This window comes from Kitasatospora sp. NPDC086801, from assembly GCF_044745805.1.
In the GTDB taxonomy this organism is placed as follows: Bacteria; Actinomycetota; Actinomycetes; order Streptomycetales; family Streptomycetaceae; genus Kitasatospora.
Window position 1 is genome coordinate 43,520 of record NZ_JBIVAX010000004.1, and the last position, 16,338, is coordinate 59,857.

Sequence of the window (16,338 nt, forward strand, 5' to 3'; positions counted from 1 at the left end):
AACCTCAGCCCCCCTGGACCTGTCCGTCGACCGGCGTCTGACCGGTCGTCTCCTTTGCGGCGTCGGCCTGCGCCGGCCGCAGCGACTGCTGGAAGCGGGCCACCGCGGCGGCCGCCGCCCGCAGGTCGCAGGGCGCGCTCCACAGCAGCCAGCGCGCCTTCTCGTACCGTTCGATCACTTCCGGGTCCTCGGCGACCCGCAGCCGGGCGGCCATCGCCTTGTAGGCGTCCAGCCGGCCGCGCAGTTCGGCGCGGACGGCCAGCGGCTGGGTCACCTCGGTGAGCGACTGCCGGGCCCGGGACAGCTCCTTGGCGGCGGCGTCCTCCAGCGTGTCCAGCAGCGGCGCCAGCCGGCCCCACTGCCCGCCCTGGCGCAACTCCAGTGCCGTCACGATCCGTTCGCGCAGGGCCGAGGCCGGCCCGGGCACCGCGGGGACGTCGCTGGCGGCTATCTTCGCCAGCACCTCGCCGCGCGCCCGGCGGGCCTCGGCCAGGGTGGCGTCGGCCCGCTGGAGCAGGTCGCCGACGCCTTGCAGGCGCTCCTCGGCGTCGTCGCGCAGCCGCAGCAGGTCCTCCAGTTCCAGCCGGACGCCGTCCAGCGCCCGCCCGGCCCGGTCGAACCGCTCGGTGTCCACCACCCCGGCGGGCGTGGCGAAGGCGCTGCCCTCCGGCACGGTGCCGCGCTGGGCGGGCACCCGGGCCGGGCGCCACAGCGCCAGCGGGTCCTCGCGCACCTCGGTGCGCAGCCCGGTGAGGTCGGCGTCCAGCCCGGCCAGGTCGTCGGCCAGCGGGTGGCCGCCGGCCCGCACGCCGAGCGAGGCGGCCAGGTTCCGCACCCGGTGGAGTTCGGCCAGCAGCAGGTCGATCCGGGCCGGCAGCGCCGACCAGACCGCGTCGGCGGCGCTGACCACCTCCAGCACGGTGGCGTACCAGGAGTTCATCCGGGCCATCAGCGCGTCCAGGCTGATCCGCTCGACCAGCCGGGCGGGCGCGCCGAGCAGCTGCGGGCCGTCCGGCAGCGCGCCGCCGGGGACGGTCACCGCGTCGCCGGCGAGCAGTTCGCTCAGCTCGGCGAGTTCGGGTGCACCGGGCTTGGCCTTGCGGGCCCGTACCGCGCGCGCCGAGGCCAGCGCCTCCGCGTAGCGGTCGAACAGCGCCCAGAGCAGCGGCAGGCCCTTCCCGGCGACGGACCAGCGCTCCAGCGTGCGCCCGGCCAGTTCGGCGCCGTCGAGCAGCCGCAGTCCCGGGTGGTCCTGGAGCGCGAGCAGTGCCGACTCGACCGCGTCCCGCTCCGCGCCGAGGCGCGCCAGCGCGCGGTCCACCTCCTCCCGGCTCAGTACCGGGCCAGCCGAAGCCGCCAACGCCGTGTCCTTCCTTCCTCGCGTGCGATCCCGACGTACGTGACGTGCGATCCCACGACAACCCCCGTGCCCACCACCGGTCTCCCCGTGGTGATCGTCCCGAACCCTAGCCGGTGGCCGTTCGGGCGGAGCGGGCGGTGGGCGTCAAGACCGCGTCAACGGCCGGCTGACGCCCGTGCGCCGCCGTGGTGCGTCAGCGGGCCGGCCAGTACAGGCCGGGGTCCTTGGAGTTCTCGGGCAGGTAGGGCTGGACCCACTTCTCGAACGACTTCTGCCAGCCCTTGTCCTTGTCCGCGTAGTAGTCGGAGATCACCTGGTTGACCCGGGCGGTGAGGTCGGTGCTGTTCTGGCGCATCGCGACCCCGATCGTCTCCGGCTGTTCGAAGCCGTCCACCACCTTCACCGTCTGGTCCTGCGCGGCCTGGCCGACCGCCAGTTCGTCGTCGGTCATGGTGGCGTCGACCTTGCCGAGCTGCATGCGGACCAGGCAGTCGAGCTGGTTGGTCACCAGGACGATCTGCTTGGCGCCCTTCTTCTCCAGCACGTCCTTGGCCACCGAGCCGTCCGCGGCGCAGACCGTCCTGCCGTTGACCGCCTCGTCGAGGTTCTTGGCGGTGGACGACCGGGGCACCAGGACCCGCTGCTTGATGTTGAAGTACGACCGGGAGAAGGCGACCTTCTTCAGGTTGGCGCAGTTGATCGTCATGGTGCGGACGATCAGGTCGACCTGGTTGCCCGTGAGGGCGTCGGCCCGGCCGGCGGTCGACACCGGCTTGAGCACCACCTTGCTCGGGTCGCCCATGACGGCCGTGCCGATCGCCCGCGCGAGGTCGATGTCGAAGCCTTCGAGCTCACCGGTGTTCGGGTTGCGGGCCCCCCAGCGGTAGCTGTTCTGGTCCACGCCGACGATCAGGGTGCCCTTGGCCTTGATGGCCTTCACCGCCGTGCCGTCCACCGTGCTCGGCGGCACGGTGCTGGTCAGGTCGCAGGGCTCGGCCTGTTCCTGCCCGGTCGACCGGACGGCCTGCGGCGCGCCCGTGGCCGCCGCGGGCGCGGCGCCGGACGGCCCGCCCCCGCCGAGTACGGCCGCACCGGCGGCCAGCAGCGCCAGCGCGGCGGCCGGCCTGGTGCCTGCGGTTCTCCTGCGCATGTGTCCGTTCCCCCTCTACCGGTACTCGGCCAGTCGCCGGCCCAGGCCGCGCAGCGCGGCGGCCGCGGCCACCACGCCGAGCAGCGCGGCCGCGAGGGCGGCGAGCCGGAGGTCGCCCTCGGTGTCCTTGGCGGAGCGCTTGAAGTGGTCCTGCTCGGCGGTGGCGGCCTGGTCGAGCGCCTGGTCGGTGGCCTTGAAGGCACCGTCCGCGGTGTTCGCCTCGGCGGCCGGGTCCGCCGTCACGGTCGCCTGCAGCGCGCCCTGGTAGTCGGCCTGCTGCGTCTCCAGGACGTGCGCCGCGTCGTGCCTGGTGCGCCACGTCTCGTACTGCCGGTCGGCCTCGCCGATCTGCTGCCGGGCGTCCGCGGGGGCCAGGTCGAGGGCCTGGCGCAGCGAGCCGGAGTGCTGCTCCATCGGGACGTTCGCGGGCTCGCCCCCGGCGAGCTGCCGGGTGATCGTGTCCCACTGGTCCGCGTACGCGCTGGTGGAGCCGCGGGCGACGAGGTTCAGGTTCTCCGCCAGCCGGGCGGAGAGCACCTGCACCCGGGCGGTGTTGAGCGCCCGCAGCGGCTCCGCGCCCTGCTTCCAGCTCTGCTGGAGCGCGGCGTTGGTGCTCAGGCCGGTGACGGCCAGCCAGAGCGCCCCGGCCAGGACGGCGGCGGTGGCGCCGAGCAGGCCGGGGTTGAACACCCGGTTGGTGCGGCGGAACAGCGTCAGCTGCACCCAGACCAGCGCGCCGAGGGTGAGCACCCCCAGGCCGTACGCGGCCCACGGGCTGGACTTGGCCGCGGCGTAGTCCTTGTCCAGCTCGCTGTTCTCGATGGCGGTCAGTTCGGCGGCGCGCGGCAGCAGGGTGCCCTGCATCTGCTCGGAGGCGTACCGCAGGTAGGCGCCGCCGAGCGGGAGGCCCAGCCGGTTGTTCGCCCGGGCGGTCTCCACCAGGCCTGCGTAGAGCGGGAGTTGTCGGTTCAGCTCGGTGAGCTTCTGGTAGGCGGGGGAGTCGACGGTGGTCTGGGCGGCGGCCCTGGTGATCAGATCGGTCGCCGCCGCCAAGTCCCCTTCGTAGTCCCCCCGGACGGCTTTCGTCTCCGCCCCGGCGAGCAGGAAGCCGGTGGCCGCGGTGGTGTCGGCGCGGGCCAGCAGGCGGTGGATGTCGGCCGCGTCCTTGCTCAGCGGCTGGCTGTGTCGGACCACCCGGTTGGCGGCCTCCGCCTTGGTCTCCAACTGCCAGGCGGTCAGCGCGCCGAAGGCCACGGTCAGCACCGCGAGCACCGCCCCGGCCAGCCGCAGCCGGCCCGGCGCCGTCCGGGTGGCGTTCACCAGCCGGGCCCGCAGGCCGGACAGGCCGCGCGGCGCGGGCCCCGGCCCCGCCGACGGCCGCCGGGCCGGCGTGGCGCCGGGTCTGGACGCCGGGGCGCCCGGCCCGGCCGGTACCGCGCTCGGCGGGCCGCTCGGCCGTACCGGGACCACGGCGCCCGGTGCGCCGTTACCTACTGGTGTTGCCACCCGCCTCATCCTCCCCAGGGGCCGGGCCCGCTGTCCGGGGCCCGTCCGATGCCAGCAGTATGGCCGTGACTCCCCTTGGCCACACCCGAATTGCGCCGATCTTGAGCTTGCCCGGCACGGCTTCCACACGCCTTCGGCGCCCACCGCTCCGGTACGGGCGGGCGGTGAACCGTCCGACGCGGGATGCACCCTATGCGGTTCCCCGGACAGGCCGGAGCGGCGAGGTCCGGTTGCGGCGGCGATCCCGCCGTGACGCCACCGTTCGCGGCGCGGTCGGTGCACCCGGTTTCGGCGGACACCCTCCGTACGATGGGCGGCATGCGCCTGCTTGGAACGATCTCGCCCGACCGCCCGCTGCTCGTCGTCGCCGTGCGCGAGGAAGCCGCCCACCTCGACGACCGGCTGCCCGTCCTGCTCACCGGAATAGGGAAGATCAACGCCACCGCCGCGCTGGCCACCGTCCTCGCCCAGGGCGAGAAGCCGGCCGAGGTGATCAACCTCGGCACGGCCGGCGCGCTGCGCCCCGGCTGGGAGGGCACCCACCACGTCGTCCAGGTCATCCAGCACGACCTCGACACCCCGGCCCTGCTGGCGCTCACCGGCCGCAGCTACGGTGCCCCGCTGGTGGTCGGCAAGGGTGACGGTCCGGTGCTGGCCACCGGAGACCTCTTCGTCTCCGACCCGGCGGCCCGCGACCGGCTCGCCGAGCACGCCGACCTGGTCGACATGGAGGGCTACGCCGTCGCCGCGGTCGCCCACCGCTTCGGGGTGCCGGTGCGCCTGGTCAAGCACGTCAGCGACGAGGCCGGCGAGGGCGCCAGCCACACCTGGCGCGAGTCGGTCGACGCGTGCGCCCGCCACCTCGCCGACTGGGTCGTCGCGCAGGGCTGGTGACGCCGCGGCCCGAGGGCGCGTGGCGCTGACCGGCGCTGACCGGTGCTGACCGGCGCGGGCGGTCGCGGGCGGTCGCGGGCGGTCGCGGGCGGGTGGGAGGGCGGGTCGGCCTCCCTCTCGCCCGCCGCCGTCAGCCGCGGAACGCCGAGAGGTCCAGCGCCGCCAGCCGCTCCGGGTCGGTGAGCACCTCGATCGCCGCGATCGCGCCGTCCACCACGGTGAACGCCATGACCGACAGCGGCCGGCCGCTCTCGCCGATCACCACCGCGCCCGCGGCGCCGTTGACCAGCGCCGGGCGGGCGAACGGCGACGGCCCGCCCCACAGCACCGCCTGGTCGGCCACCGTGGCCGCGCCCGCCAGCACCACCGTGTGCCGGGCCCGCACCGCGCCGCCGTCCGAGCGCAGCACCACGCCCGGGGCGAGCACGGCCACCAGCGCGTCCAGGTCGCCGGTGCGGGCGGCCGCGAAGAAGGCGTCCACGGCGGCCCGCTGGCGGCCCGGGTCCGGGTCGGGCGCCGGCGCCTGCCGCTGCACCCGGCGGCGGGCCCGGCCGGCCAGTTGGCGGGTCGCCGCCGCCGTCCGCTCGATCAGCGGGGCGATCTCGTCGAACGGCACCGCGAACAGGTCGTGCAGCACGAAGGCGGCCCGTTCGGCCGGGGTCAGCGACTCCATCACCACCATCAGCGCCAGGCCGACGGAGTCCGCGAGCAGCACCTCCTGCTCGGGGTCGACCACCCCCTCGCGCCGCAGCAGCGGCTCCGGGATGCGCGCCGGGCCCGGCTCGTCCGGCCCGGCCTCCAGCGGCTCCCCGCGGCGCAGCTCCCGGCCGCGCAGCAGGTTGAGGCAGACCCGCGAGACCACCGTGGTGAGCCAGCCGGGGAGGTTCTGCACATCGGCGGTGTCGGTGCGGTCGTAGCGCAGCCAGGCCTCCTGGACGGCGTCCTCGGCCTCGCCGACCGAGCCGAGCATCCGGTACGCCACGGCCCGCAGCCGGGGCCGCTGCGCCTCGAAGCGCGCGGCCCGATCGTCCGGAGGGGATTTCTCGTCCACCGTGTCACATTCCTTCGTCGCCGGGGGTCGGAGCAACAGGAGCCACCCAACAACGGCTGCGGCGAGGAGATCAACTCCCCGTCCGTGGCGAACCGGAGACGACCGTGACGAACACCCCCGAGCGGGGCCGGCGCCGTGAGGCTGGCACTGTCGCGCTTCCGTCCTGGTGCTGCCGCGCTGTCCGTGCCGCGTCCTAGGGTGGCGGCCATGCCGACGACCCCGCTGCTCGACGCGATCCGCGCCAACCCCGCCGCCCTCGACTACCTGGCCTGGCCGGGCGACCTCAGCCTCGACCACTACCCGCACGTCGAGGAGGTGGTGCTCGCCTCCGGCGAGGCCCTGGAGCCGGTGGCCAAGGACGGCGCGGGCGGCACCTTCTTCCTGTGCGGGGAGGGCGGCGAGGAGCGTCCCGTCCTGTACGCCGACTCGGAGGGCGGCGCGGCGGTGCTGGCCGTCGGGCTGCCGGAGCTGGTCCGGCTGCTGCTGGCCGTGCCGTGGTGGCGGGACTGCCCGCGGCTGACGGTGGAGGAGAGCGCGGAGGCCGCCGAGGAGTACCTGGAGGACGAGCCCGGCCTCTACGCGGACCGGGACGCGGCCGCCGCCGCGCTCGGCCTCGAAGTCCCGGGCGTGGCGGCGGCGTTGGCCCGGCTGCGGGAGGTCGCGCTCGGCCTCGGGCCCGCGTACGTGCTGCTCAACGCCGAGGAGGGCAACGCCTACGAGCCGCTGGTCCGGGCCTGAGCGGGTGGCGGTGCGGGCGGTCGTGCGGGCTGGCGTGCGGGCTGGCGTGCGGGCGGCATCAGCCCTCCGGTCCCGGGCATACATGAAGGGTTGTCCGGCATCGGGTCGTGACGGCGGGAGACCGGTCCCGGATCCGACCGGGGGCGGCACGAGGGAAGAGGCGATCGTGGGCGAACTGGACGGCAGGACCGCACTGGTGACGGGCGGCTCGCGCGGGATCGGGCGGGCGGTGGCGCTGAGGCTCGCCGCTGACGGGGCGCTGGTCGCGGTCCACTACGGTGGCAACGAGGCGGCCGCCGCGGAGACGGTGGAGCTGATCGCCAAGGCCGGCGGCCGGGCGTTCGCGGTGCGGGCCCGGTTCGGCGAGAGCGGCGCGGTGGACCAACTGTTCGAGGGCCTCACCGCCGGGCTGACGGAGCACGGCGAGGACGGCCTGGACATCCTGGTCAACAATGCGGGTGTCCACCTGGTCGGGTCGATCGGGCAGCTCACCGAGGAGGAGTTCGACCGGGTGATGGCGATCAACGTGCGCACGCCGGTCTTCGTGATCCAGCGGGCGCTGCCGCTGCTCCGGGACGGCGGGCGGATCGTCAACGTGGCCTCGGCGGCCACCCGGATCGGCTCCCCGGTCCAGATCGGCTACACCGTCAGCAAGGCGGCGCTGGTCGCCCTCGGCGCACCGCTCGCCAATGAACTCGGTCGGCGTGGGATCACCGTGAACACCGTCAACCCCGGTGTGGTCCTCACCGACATGACGTCCGACTGGACGGGCGCCCCCGAGGCGATGGCCGGGCTCGAATCGGTCACCGCACTCGGCCGGATCGGCCAGCCGGAGGACATCGCGGACGTGGTGGGCTTCCTGGCGGGCCCGCAGGGCCGCTGGGTGACCGGCCAGACCGTCGACGCCTCCGGCGGCACCTACCTCGGCCCGATCCCGCCCGCGTAATCCCTTGGGGTGTCGAAAAGTCGGCGGGGTGGCAGCCCTCAGCGCCGCCACCCCGTTCGCTTCTCGGCACGGAAGGTGGGGTTCATTGAGCCAAACCCCACCTTGGGGTGATGTGCTGAGCCAGGGTCAGAACGCCGACGGGGGTTGAAGGACCAGATCGAGGACGGACGCCCAGTGCTCGTTCGGTGCGGTGACGATCACGTAGCCCTCCTGACCGGGGAGGCGGGGGATCAGGGCGCTGCGGCAGCCGTGGCTGTGGTGGATCTCGACGGGGACGGGCTCGCCGTCCAGGCGGATCTCGCCGGCGCTGATGGATTCGGGGTCGAGCGGGCCCAGGTGGTGGCGCGGGTCGATGCGGCCGGAGTTGCCGAGGAAGTTGAAGAGCTGCGATCCGGGGGTGGTCAGGGACTTCACCCGGAAGCCGTCGGGGACGGGCCGGGAGGTCTGGACGATCGCGATGAGCTCGCGTTTCAGGTGGTAGTTCAGATCGACGTGGCAGAGGTAGCCGTCGCTGCCCATCCGCCCGAGGAGGACGAACCACTCGGGCGGCGCGTCGCGCAGGACGGCGATCCGCCCGCCCCACTCCTCGGCGGTCTCGCGGTCGGTGGGGAGGTGGAACTTGCGCGGCTCGCTGCTGTGGAACACAGGGATCCCCCAACTGATCGGTGAAAAAAGGCTGTTGAGTCACCAGTAGACCGCGACATGCCCGCGCGCGAGTGAATTCCCGCCCGGCGCCCGCTCGGGCCCTGCGATGGGATGACGGATGTCCCCCTGTTGTCCCGCTGGCTTCGGGCCGGCCGCCGAGTGCGGAGCCGCTCGACCGGGGCGGTCGTCCCGTCCGCCGCGTTCCTCCGATCCCGTTGTCGACCTTCACGTAGGGTGCGATCAAGCGGTCCCCAAGCCGGGCTTCAGAAGCGGATCTTGGAGGCCGTGGCCACATCCGCACACCCGAAGTCCCGGCCCATCGCCCGAAAGAGCTCGGCCGCGTGGTGACCGAACGGAGTCCAAGCGCCATGTCGGATACAACCTCCGCCAGCCCCGGCCCTCGTGAGGTCCTGGCCCGCTACCAGCGGGCGATGCTCGACAAGTCCGCGGACGACCTGGCCGATCTCTACACGGTCGACGCCGTCCACGAGTTCCCGTTCCTCTCCCCCGGTATGCCGGCGCGCTATGAGGGACGCGAAGAGGTCCGCGCGGGCTACCGAGCGGCCTGGGGTGCCAGCCCGGCGCAACCGCAGGAGATCCGCGAAGTCGCCGTACACGAGAGCACCGACCCCGAGGTGATCACCGTCGAGCAGGTCGTCACCGGGACCGTGACCACAACCGGCCGGACCTTCAGCATTCCCGGCCTCCTGGTGATCCGGGTCCGCAACGGCCGGATCGTGCACGTCCGCGACTACATGGACGGGCTCGGTGTGGCCCACGCGATGGACCGACTGGCCGCCTTGGTCACCAGCCTCAGCGACCGCCACTGAAACCCAGCGGCCAGGTGGCCAGCACCTTCGTCAGCGACGCCACGTCGTACACCGTGTCCGGGCCCGGTCGGGCGTCGCCGCACTCGGGGGCGACGACGCTGGAGGCCAGGTAGCCGGGCTCGGTGTCGTGGGTGCCGTGGGCGATGACGCCGCCGGGGACGGTGGTGTCGGCGGTCATCAGGTCCAGGCAATCGCGCAACTCGGCGAGCGCGGTCGGGTTCCACGGCACGGTGAGGGTCATGGCCGCTCCTGGTGGACAGTCAGCTGGTCTCCGGGAGCGGCCAACTTCGGCAGTGGACTGCTGCATCCGTGCCGCAGGTGGTACGTGCCTCGGATCGTAGAGGCGCCGTCGGCCGCCAGGCGCCGGCTGATCGGCGTGGCGGGCTGGTCAGCGTGCTGCTGGGGCCGGGTTCAGATCGGCAGGTCCCAGCCCGGCCCGGTCTCGCTGCCGATCCAGACGCGCTGCCCGGAGGGGGAGACGGTGATGCCGAACTCCTCCTGGTGGGGTTCGCCGGCTGCCCGCCAGGTCTCGACGGCCTGTTCGACCCGGTCCCAGAGGGGCAGTGGGCCGCGTTGGACCACGGTCCATCCGCCGCCGTCGGGGTCCGGCGTGGTCCGGGCCTGGGAGCCGGTGGCTACGTCGGAGAGGATCTGGTGGCCGTCCGCGCCCATGCGTTCGGCGGAGGGAGCGGCGAGTTGGGCGATCCAGCTGCCGGTCCAGGTGCCGATGACCGCGGGGTCGATGCGGGTCGGCCGCTCGGCGCCGGGCAGCAGGGCCAGGCTCGGGCGGGGCGGCCGGTCGTGCGGGCGGGCGATCATGAAGCTGGTGTGGCCGGGCAGGAACCGGCCGGTGGCGCTGCCGGGGCCGGTGACGGTGAGCAGGGCGAGGCCGGAGGCGTAGCTCCAGCCGGAGAGCGTGACGAGGATCTTGCCGCCGGGCTTCACCTGGTGCAGCCAGGGCAGGGGGAGGTAGCGGACCGCGCAGGTGGCGATGAGCCGGTCGTAGTCGCCGCCGTCGGGGTCTCCCCGAAGGCCGTCGCCGACGATCAGCCGGGGGGCGTAGCCGGTGGCCTTGAGCGCGGATGCGGCGGCCTCGGCCACCACCGGGTCGTATTCGATGCTGGTGAGGTGGGTGTCCCCGAGGCGGTGCGCGCCGAGGGCGGTCGAATAGCCGGTGCCGGTGCCGACCTCCAGGACACGGTGCCCGGCCCTGGTGTCGAGCTGGTGCCACATGCGCAGGACGAGGGAGGGGAGGGTGGACGAGGAGGTGGGCGAGCCGGGGACCGGGGCGCCGTCGACGTCGCGGGGGCGGGTCCGGCCGTCCAGCTGGGTGATCAACGTCCGGTCGGTGTAGATCCCGGCGAGCCACCCGGGCGAGGTGTCGAGCACCGCCCGGTAGCCGGTCGGTGAACTGCCCGGTACGGCCTCGAAGTAGGCGCCCGCGAAGGCCTCGCGCGGGACGGCCTCGGCGGCCTCGCGCCACGCCGGGTCGGTGAGCGCACCGTCCGAGGCGAGCCGGTCGACGAGGGCTGCGCGCAACTCGGTGGACTGGTTCACGGGTTGGGTCCCTTCTCTAGCTGGTTGGCGATGGCCTGGGCGATGGCGTCCGTCACCTGCTCGGGTTGCCAGGCCCATTGGCCGTTCGGGTTGCACTCCAGGAACTGCCAGGAGCCGTCGGGTGTCACGGCGAAGTCGAATGCGCCGTACACGAGGCGGAAGTCGGCGAGGTAACCGGCGATGGACCGCGCGACGGGCGGGGGGACCGTGACCGGCGTGCAGGACATCAGGTTCTGCCGGCGCCGCCAGTCGAGGTCCGGGCTGGCGATCCGGAGCCCGAACAGCCGGTCGCCGACGGCCGTCACCCGGGCGTCGAACGCCTTCACCACCGTGGCCTGGAACAGGTGGGGGCAGACGGCGACCGCGTCGGTGATCTCGCGGGGTTCCACCTCCCGCACCCACACCGTCCTGGGCGTTCCGTTCACGGTGTACGACGTGTTCCACAGCGGTTTGTAGACGACCCCGCCGGTGTGCTGGGCAGCAAAGGCGCGCGCCTCCGCCGGGTCGTTCGTGATCAGGGTGTCCGGGAGCGTGAACCCGAGCCGCTGCGCGCTGGCCAGTTGCGCCGGTTTGTACTCCGCGGCCCGATTGTGCCAGGGGTGGTTGACGTAGTGCGCCCCCGGAAGGGAGGCGAGGATGCCCCCGGCACCCCACAGGGACTGCGTGGCGGCGAAGCGCCGGTCCTGGCCGTGCAGTTCGGGCGGTCCCTCGTAAGGGGAGGGACGTCGGACCCAGACCGAGCGCACGTGGGTCAGGTCGAGTTCCCGGCTCGGGGTGCGCAGGGTGCCCCGCCGGCCGCCCGTGCGGTACGCGGCGGTCAGCGAGGCACCCGTGTGCAGGTCGGTGCCGGGGTCGAGGCGAACCACGCGAACGCGGCGCTGCGCGAGGATGCGCAGGACCACGTCGGTGGTCACGTCGTGAGGGTTGGTCAGCACCAGCACCGACCCGCGTTGGTGGGTCATCAGCCGGAGCTCTGGTCCTGGTCGTAGGACTCGGTGGTGTCCGAGTCGGTGGACCCGCCCGGTCCGGCCCCGTCACCGGGCCTGGTCGTGGTGGGCGTGAGGCCGCTGGTGCTGGTGCCGTGAGCGCCGAACTCGACCGTGCGGCCGCTGCCGTCCACGATCACGGCGATCTGCGTGTCGGGGTCGATGACGGGGGTGCCCGAGGGGACCGTGGTGGTCTCCGGGAAGGGGCGCATCCTGGTCGTGCCCCACGGCGGGGCGAGGGTGTGTGCCATCTGGCGTCTCCGTTTCGGTGTGTCGGTGTCCGTCCGGTGTGTCCGGTGGGTTGCGGGGCCGCGCCGGGACGGACGGCGGAGATCGGCCCGTTCGACGCCCGATGCTCCTGTAACGCGCTGGCGGGTCGAGGGTGTTGGGGCGGCGCGTCAGCATGGCGTGGCGGCCTTGGCGCGGGTGCGGCAGTGGGTGAGGGCGGGTTTGAGGCGGGGGTCGGGGTTGGGGGTGGCGGTGAGGAGTTCGCCGGCGGTGATGAGGGTGGTCCAGTAGTGGGCGGGGTCGCCGGTGGTGGGGCGGGGGTGGGTGGCGGCGAGGGAGAGGTAGGCGGTGGTGAGGTTGCCGGTGGTGAACCAGCGGGTGAGGCCGTGTTGGTGGCCGGCACGGATGCTGCCGTGGGCGTCGATGGCGGTGAGGAAGAGTTCGATGACGGCGAGGTCGCGGTCGTCGGGGGTCCTGGGGATGTCGAAGACGCCGAGGGCTTCGAGGAGTTCGCCGGTGTCGTTCTCGGAGCCGGGGCGGGGGCTGGCGAGCAGGGCGTCGTAGCAGTCGTCGAGGCGGCGTTCCGTCTCGGCGGCGGGGATGCCGAGGGCGGTGCAGACGGCGCGGGCGGAGCGCAGGGGTTGGCGGGTGCGGCGGGCGAGGGTGGCGTAGGCGTCGGCAGGGGTGGAGCCGGTGTCGAACAGGTGGCGGGCGGTGAGGGGGAGTCGCATGGTGGGTGCCTGTTCAGACGGTGAGGAGGGTGGACGTGGGGGAGGGTGCGGGGGCGATCAGGGCCCAGACGAACTTGCCGACGCCGCCGGCGCGGGGGCAGCACCCCCACTTCTCGGCCAGCTCGTTGACGAGGAGGACGCCGCGTCCGTGTTCGTCCTCGGGCGTGGGGGTGCGGAGGGAGGGGCGGCCGGTGCCGGCGTCGTGGACTTCGAGTCGGAGGCGGTCGCCGGTGAGGGCGAAGCGGATCTCGATGAGGCGGTCGGTGGGGGCGTCGGTGTGCTGGACGGCGTTGGCGAAGAGCTCGCCGAGGAGGAGTTCGGCGGTGTCGCGGTAGCGGTCGCCAGTGGGGAGCGCGGCGAGGTAGGCGCGGAGCAACTGCCGGGCGGCGGGGGTGGATTCCGTGCGGGAGTCCAGGCGCGCGGCGAACGTGCGGGGGCGGGACGCGGTACGGATTTTGAGCATGGCGGGGCACCTCAGGGGGCGGATGGGGGCGTGCGAGGGTAGTGCGCAATCACGCTGTGCATGCAAATGATTGCGTTCTGGTGTCAATGGTCGGGGCTGCGGAGGTACGGTGACGCCAAATCGGCGTGTGGGACGTGTGACGCACAACTGGGGGCAGCGATGACACAGCGGAAGGTCATGCGGGGGACGACGGCGAGCTCCGCGATCATGTTCGGCGCGGAGATCCGCTACGCGCGTGAGTCGGCGGGCTACACGCAGGAGGAGCTGAGCAAGCTCCTGCACTGCGACCGGACGGTGATCTCGCGGACCGAAGGGGGTAAGCGGAAGCCGCCGGTCGAGGAAGTCGAGGAGATTGAGCGGCTGTTGAACACAGGCGACCTGCTGACGCGGTTGTATGGCCGGGTCGACTGGAACGCGTCGATCGAGCACCCGGATTGGTTCCAGGAGTACGTGGACCTGGAGGCCATCGTCGTCGGGATGCGGGTGTACCAGGACGGCGTGATGTACGGTCTGTTGCAGTGCTGGTCGTACGCGCGTGCGCTCTTCGCCGCTGGCGATGCGGCTGGCAACTCGGAGGAGATCGAGGAGCTGACCAGGGCTCGACTCAGTCGGCAGAGCCGCTTTCTCCTGCCCGACGGGCCGCTGTTGCTGGTTATTCTCGATGAGAGCGCCATCCGCAGGGTTGTGGGCGGACCCGGCGTGATGAGACGCCAGATGGAGCACCTCTTGAAGGTGGCCCAGCTTCGGAACGTCGTCATTCACGTGATGCCGTTCTCGAATCAGCGGACTCTCATCGACACGGCTATGGTGTTGTTGGAGCTGCCGGACGGCCAGCGCCTGGTGTACTCGGAGAGCCTCGATCGAGGGCATCTGAGCGATGATTCCGCCAACGTGGCCAGGCATCAGCGTCGCTATGATCGGCTCCGTGGCGAGTGCCTGTCAGAGAGCGACTCGCTTCGGCTGATCGCCGAGGCGCTGGAGGGTTACAGGGATGATGAGCAACGAGCTCGCCGCAGCCGCCTGGCGGAAGAGCAGCTACAGCGGCACCAACGGCGGCAACTGCATCGAGGTGGCCCCCGGATTCCTGCCCGGCGCCGTCCCAGTGCGTGACTCCAAGGATCCTGAAGGCCCGGCCCTTGTTTTCCCTGCCTCTGCCTGGGAAGCCTTCGTGTCGGCCGTCCGTGAGGGCGACTTTCCGGCGTAAGTCTCCAAGGAGGCGGCTGTGTTGACCTGGCGTAAGAGCAGCTACAGCGGCAACAACGGGGGCAACTGCATCGAGGTCGCTCTCGCCTGGTGTAAGAGCAGCTACAGCGGGGGCAATGGGGGCGAGTGCATCGAGGTGGCCCTCGGATCCCTGCCCGGCGCCGTCCCAGTGCGTGACTCCAAGGACCCGCACGGCCCGGCTCTTGTTTTCCCTGCCTCTGCCTGGGAAGCCTTCGTGTCGGCCGTCCGTGAGGGCGACTTTCCGGCGTAAGTCTCAGGGGAGGCAGCTGTGTTGACCTGGTGTAAGAGCAGCTACAGCGGCGGCAACGGCGGCGACTGCATCGAGGTCGCTCTCGCCTGGCGGAAGAGCAGCTACAGCGGGGACGATGGGGGCGAGTGCATCGAGGTGGCCCTCGGGTTCCTGCCCGGCGCCGTCCCGGTGCGTGACTCCAAGGACCCCGACGGCCCGGCCCTCGTCTTCCCCGCCGCCTCCTGGGACTCCTTCATCGCCTCCGTTCGGGCCGGGGACTTCCCTGCCTGACCGGTCAGTTCCGATCGCCTGACAACCCCTCTCGAACAACTTCGACCACTCTGCGTGTTCTGTCGATGCGGTGCGTAACTGTGCAGTTACAGTCACCCGCAGTGCACGAGTGGTCCCTGTTCGACCCAACAGAGGCGGTAGCAGTCATGGCACCAGAACCCCGTATCGACGTAGCGCCGGCGGCCCTCAGCGAAGGCCAGGCGGAGCCCAGCAAGGCCGAGTTGGCGGAGATCGCCAACTCGCTCACGCCCGGCGTCTGGTTCACCAGCGCGCTGTCGGGCGAGGTCGCCGGTCGCGCCGCCGACGTGACGTGGGAGCTGACCGGCTCGCCCTACGAGGGGCAGACGGCGACCGGGCAGGCGGCGGTCTACTACGCCAACCCGAAGTTCGGCCTCCGCAAGCCGTTCCTCTTCGCGGACGGCTTCAACTACGGCCCGAGCGACCTCCCCGGCCTCTTCGCCTACTTCAACACCGTCGCCGACGGCGGGCCGGGCCTCTTCGACCAACTGCTCAGCGCGGGCTACGACATCGTCCTGGTCGGTTTCACCGAGCGCCACACCCACATCCAGGCCAACGCCGAGGTCGCGATCGCGGCCATCCTCCGGGCCATCGCCGAGCGCAAGGGTGACGAGCGGCTGACCGTCGGCGGGGTGAGCATGGGTGGCATCATCACCCGCTACGCGCTCGCCAAGCTGGAGACGGCAACCGTGGACCACGAGACGGCGACGTACCTCTCCTTCGACTCCCCGCACAACGGCGCCTGGATCCCGCTGATCCTCCAGCAGATGGCCTACTTCTTCGAGGGCTTCACCCCGGCCGGCCCGGACGGCGTCAAGCAGGCCGACCTGATCCGCAGCCCCGCCGCCCAGCAGCTGCTCTGGGCGTGGGTCGAGAACTCGAAGTACGAGGGCCCGGTGGCCACCTCCAGCCAGCTGCGCAAGGAGTTCCTCGCCGACCTCGACCGGGTCGGCAACTTCCCGCAGATCCCGCGCAAGCTCGGCGTCTCCAACGGTCGGCGCGACGGCGTCGGCCTCCCGCTGCCGGCGGGCGAGGTGGCGTTCGACTGGCAGGCACTGTTCGCCAGTGCCACGGCCCGCTTCCAGCCGAACAAGGGGGAGAAGCAGCCGGTCGGCGGCATGCACCTCGCCCTCACCGTGCGCCGCAGCACCACCACCGAGGTCCCGGCGCTGGACGCCGTCCCCGGCGGCACCCTGGACTCCTTCGGCAAGGTCGCGACCGCCCTCAAGGCGAAGATCTCCGAGGAGTACCGCAGCGGCACCTTCGTCCCGGCCGTCAGCGCGGTGGCGCTGGACTTCGACCCGGTGAAGTGGGACGTCGATCCGGCCGCCGCGATCACCGACGCCGCCCTGGAGAACGCACACCTGGACGCCGTGAAGTTCGACGACGCCAACACCGAGCACAGCCACGTCTCCCGCGTGCTGGTCGACTGGATCGTCGAGCAGCTCGCTCGCTGACGCCTCCCACCTGGTTCGGAGCATCCGCGCGGAT

The 16,338-nt window shown here is 72.5% G+C and carries 20 protein-coding genes; 9 read left to right on the plus strand and 11 right to left on the minus strand.

The features are described from left to right. Window positions 1–4 precede the first annotated feature (4 nt). From ACIPLC_RS07085 to ACIPLC_RS07095, 3 genes are all read right to left on the minus strand, one after another. Window positions 5–1,360 carry a hypothetical protein gene (locus ACIPLC_RS07085; RefSeq protein ID WP_400471870.1) on the minus strand — a complete coding sequence of 452 codons (1,356 nt, stop codon included), beginning with the start codon at window positions 1,358–1,360 and terminating at the stop codon, window positions 5–7. 193 nt (window positions 1,361–1,553) lie between these two features. After that, window positions 1,554–2,510: a transporter substrate-binding domain-containing protein gene (locus ACIPLC_RS07090; RefSeq protein ID WP_400471872.1), complete on the minus strand. Its 957-nt coding sequence runs from the start codon at window positions 2,508–2,510 to the stop codon at window positions 1,554–1,556. 15 nt (window positions 2,511–2,525) lie between these two features. Further along, window positions 2,526–4,016, minus strand: coding sequence for a hypothetical protein (locus tag ACIPLC_RS07095; protein ID WP_400471874.1), 1,491 nt, complete (start codon window positions 4,014–4,016; stop codon window positions 2,526–2,528). A 318-nt stretch (window positions 4,017–4,334) separates the two neighbouring features. Between ACIPLC_RS07095 and ACIPLC_RS07100 the strand changes: the two genes are divergently transcribed. After that, window positions 4,335–4,910, plus strand: coding sequence for a nucleosidase (locus tag ACIPLC_RS07100; protein WP_400471875.1), 576 nt, complete (start codon window positions 4,335–4,337; stop codon window positions 4,908–4,910). Window positions 4,911–5,040: 130 nt separating this feature from the next. On the opposite strand, the gene ACIPLC_RS07105 is transcribed toward ACIPLC_RS07100, so the two are convergent. After that, window positions 5,041–5,961 (minus strand): sigma-70 family RNA polymerase sigma factor, encoded by a 921-nt coding sequence (locus ACIPLC_RS07105; protein ID WP_400471877.1) that lies wholly within the window; start codon window positions 5,959–5,961, stop codon window positions 5,041–5,043. Between the two features lie 207 nt (window positions 5,962–6,168). Between ACIPLC_RS07105 and ACIPLC_RS07110 the strand changes: the two genes are divergently transcribed. After that, window positions 6,169–6,699, plus strand: a complete 531-nt coding sequence (locus ACIPLC_RS07110; RefSeq protein ID WP_400471879.1) for a hypothetical protein — start codon at window positions 6,169–6,171, stop codon at window positions 6,697–6,699. Between the two features lie 166 nt (window positions 6,700–6,865). Then, window positions 6,866–7,645 carry an SDR family NAD(P)-dependent oxidoreductase gene (locus ACIPLC_RS07115; protein ID WP_400471881.1) on the plus strand — a complete coding sequence of 260 codons (780 nt, stop codon included), beginning with the start codon at window positions 6,866–6,868 and terminating at the stop codon, window positions 7,643–7,645. A gap of 126 nt (window positions 7,646–7,771) precedes the next feature. Here the strand turns inward: ACIPLC_RS07115 and ACIPLC_RS07120 are convergent, their stop codons facing one another. Then, window positions 7,772–8,290, minus strand: coding sequence for a hypothetical protein (locus ACIPLC_RS07120; RefSeq protein WP_400471883.1), 519 nt, complete (start codon window positions 8,288–8,290; stop codon window positions 7,772–7,774). 368 nt (window positions 8,291–8,658) lie between these two features. Here ACIPLC_RS07120 and ACIPLC_RS07125 point away from each other — a divergent pair, with 368 nt between their 5' ends. Further along, window positions 8,659–9,120: a nuclear transport factor 2 family protein gene (locus ACIPLC_RS07125; protein ID WP_400471885.1), complete on the plus strand. Its 462-nt coding sequence runs from the start codon at window positions 8,659–8,661 to the stop codon at window positions 9,118–9,120. On the opposite strand, the gene ACIPLC_RS07130 is transcribed toward ACIPLC_RS07125, so the two are convergent. The 6 genes from ACIPLC_RS07130 to ACIPLC_RS07155 form a co-directional block, all read right to left on the minus strand. Beyond that, on the minus strand, window positions 9,104–9,361 hold the full coding sequence (locus ACIPLC_RS07130) for a hypothetical protein (RefSeq protein WP_400471887.1): 258 nt from the start codon (window positions 9,359–9,361) through the stop codon (window positions 9,104–9,106). The two genes, ACIPLC_RS07125 and ACIPLC_RS07130, sit on opposite strands and share 17 nt — an antisense overlap. 170 nt (window positions 9,362–9,531) lie before the next feature. Beyond that, window positions 9,532–10,677, minus strand: coding sequence for an ATP-grasp peptide maturase system methyltransferase (gene tgmC, locus ACIPLC_RS07135; RefSeq protein ID WP_400471889.1), 1,146 nt, complete (start codon window positions 10,675–10,677; stop codon window positions 9,532–9,534). Next, window positions 10,674–11,639: an ATP-grasp ribosomal peptide maturase gene (gene tgmB, locus ACIPLC_RS07140; protein ID WP_400471890.1), complete on the minus strand. Its 966-nt coding sequence runs from the start codon at window positions 11,637–11,639 to the stop codon at window positions 10,674–10,676. Before tgmB ends, tgmC begins: the two co-directional genes overlap by 4 nt. Further along, window positions 11,639–11,914, minus strand: a complete 276-nt coding sequence (gene tgmA / locus ACIPLC_RS07145) for a putative ATP-grasp-modified RiPP (protein ID WP_400471892.1) — start codon at window positions 11,912–11,914, stop codon at window positions 11,639–11,641. The genes tgmB and tgmA overlap by 1 nt, the downstream gene beginning before the upstream one ends. Before the next feature lie 147 nt (window positions 11,915–12,061). Then, complete coding sequence (locus ACIPLC_RS07150) at window positions 12,062–12,622, minus strand: hypothetical protein (RefSeq protein ID WP_400471894.1); 561 nt, start codon at window positions 12,620–12,622, stop codon at window positions 12,062–12,064. A 13-nt stretch (window positions 12,623–12,635) separates the two neighbouring features. Beyond that, window positions 12,636–13,085 carry an ATP-binding protein gene (locus ACIPLC_RS07155; protein ID WP_400471895.1) on the minus strand — a complete coding sequence of 150 codons (450 nt, stop codon included), beginning with the start codon at window positions 13,083–13,085 and terminating at the stop codon, window positions 12,636–12,638. Between the two features lie 159 nt (window positions 13,086–13,244). On the opposite strand from ACIPLC_RS07155, the gene ACIPLC_RS07160 reads away from it, so the two are divergent. The 5 genes from ACIPLC_RS07160 (at window position 13,245) to ACIPLC_RS07180 (ending at window position 16,304) form a co-directional block, all read left to right on the plus strand. After that, a complete protein-coding gene (locus tag ACIPLC_RS07160; protein WP_400471896.1) occupies window positions 13,245–14,195 on the plus strand; it encodes a Scr1 family TA system antitoxin-like transcriptional regulator in 951 nt (316 codons plus the stop codon). After that, window positions 14,155–14,289 carry a DUF397 domain-containing protein gene (locus ACIPLC_RS07165; protein ID WP_400471898.1) on the plus strand — a complete coding sequence of 45 codons (135 nt, stop codon included), beginning with the start codon at window positions 14,155–14,157 and terminating at the stop codon, window positions 14,287–14,289. Before ACIPLC_RS07160 ends, ACIPLC_RS07165 begins: the two co-directional genes overlap by 41 nt. Before the next feature lie 18 nt (window positions 14,290–14,307). Beyond that, window positions 14,308–14,559 (plus strand): DUF397 domain-containing protein, encoded by a 252-nt coding sequence (locus ACIPLC_RS07170; protein ID WP_400471900.1) that lies wholly within the window; start codon window positions 14,308–14,310, stop codon window positions 14,557–14,559. Window positions 14,560–14,580: 21 nt separating this feature from the next. After that, window positions 14,581–14,829, plus strand: a complete 249-nt coding sequence (locus ACIPLC_RS07175; protein ID WP_400471901.1) for a DUF397 domain-containing protein — start codon at window positions 14,581–14,583, stop codon at window positions 14,827–14,829. 146 nt (window positions 14,830–14,975) lie between these two features. Then, window positions 14,976–16,304, plus strand: a complete 1,329-nt coding sequence (locus ACIPLC_RS07180; protein WP_363618795.1) for a hypothetical protein — start codon at window positions 14,976–14,978, stop codon at window positions 16,302–16,304. The last annotated feature ends 34 nt before the right edge of the window (window positions 16,305–16,338 follow it).